This is a genomic window from Vagococcus changpingensis, from assembly GCF_058211775.1.
Genome location: NZ_JBYVZB010000014.1, coordinates 1 through 953, shown reverse-complemented (window position 1 = coordinate 953; position 953 = coordinate 1). Strand labels below are relative to the sequence as shown.

Here is a 953-nt window from a genome sequence, read left to right as displayed (position 1 = left end):
GTGCGGTGACGATGGCAAGAAGGATACACCTGTAACCATGCCGAACACAGAAGTTAAGCTTCTTAGCGCCGAGGGTAGTGAAGGGTTTCCCTTTGTGAGAGTAGGACGTTGCCGTGCTTTTTGTATTGATGGAGGTTTAGCTCAGCTGGGAGAGCACCTGCCTTACAAGCAGGGGGTCAGCGGTTCGATCCCGTTAACCTCCATACATTTTTGACTCGTTAGCTCAGTTGGTAGAGCATCTGACTTTTAATCAGAGGGTCACTGGTTCGAGCCCAGTACGGGTCATTACTATATTAAGCCATAATACGAAAGTTAGTATTTTTTTGTTGTTTAAAATTCGTATTGATAGAACATGCCGGCTTAGCTCAGTTGGTAGAGCATCTGATTTGTAATCAGAGGGTCGAGGGTTCAAGTCCTTTAGCCGGCATCTATAAGCGGAAGTAGTTCAGTGGTAGAACATCACCTTGCCAAGGTGGGGGTCGCGGGTTCGAACCCCGTCTTCCGCTTTTCATAAGTTCTAGCCGGGGTGGCGGAACTGGCAGACGCACAGGACTTAAAATCCTGCGGTGAGTGATCACCGTACCGGTTCGATTCCGGTCCTCGGCATCATTAATAGCGCCCATAGCTCAACTGGATAGAGTGTCTGACTACGGATCAGAAGGTTAGGGGTTCGACTCCTCTTGGGCGCGTTTAATTTAATACGGGAAGTAGCTCAGCTTGGTAGAGCACTTGGTTTGGGACCAAGGGGTCGCAGGTTCGAATCCTGTCTTCCCGATTTTGAGATTTTTCTCAAAAAAAATTAAAAAAGTGTTGACAATAAGATGACAACTTGTTATGATATAAAAGTTGTTACGACAACAAAGTTTAGACCTTTGAAAACTGAACAAAGTAAGACGAACCAAATGTGTAGGGCGTTTCTACTATGTAGAAACAAACCATATTTAGTGAATACA

7 tRNA genes and 1 rRNA gene are annotated in these 953 nt (G+C 45.5%); all 8 read left to right on the top strand.

Annotated features, from left to right (window positions below):
- Window position 1 precedes the first annotated feature (1 nt).
- The 8 genes from rrf (at window position 2) to AC37UB_RS10170 (ending at window position 775) form a co-directional block, all read left to right on the top strand.
- A 5S ribosomal RNA gene (rrf, locus tag AC37UB_RS10205) occupies window positions 2-117 on the top strand.
- Between the two features lie 13 nt (window positions 118-130).
- A tRNA-Val gene (locus AC37UB_RS10200) sits at window positions 131-203 on the top strand.
- A gap of 9 nt (window positions 204-212) precedes the next feature.
- Window positions 213-285, top strand: a tRNA-Lys gene (locus AC37UB_RS10195).
- 69 nt (window positions 286-354) lie between these two features.
- Window positions 355-427, top strand: a tRNA-Thr gene (locus tag AC37UB_RS10190).
- A gap of 7 nt (window positions 428-434) precedes the next feature.
- A tRNA-Gly gene (locus tag AC37UB_RS10185) sits at window positions 435-506 on the top strand.
- 14 nt (window positions 507-520) lie between these two features.
- Window positions 521-606, top strand: a tRNA-Leu gene (locus AC37UB_RS10180).
- 9 nt (window positions 607-615) lie between these two features.
- Window positions 616-689 (top strand) — tRNA-Arg (locus AC37UB_RS10175).
- Window positions 690-701: 12 nt separating this feature from the next.
- A tRNA-Pro gene (locus AC37UB_RS10170) sits at window positions 702-775 on the top strand.
- The last annotated feature ends 178 nt before the right edge of the window (window positions 776-953 follow it).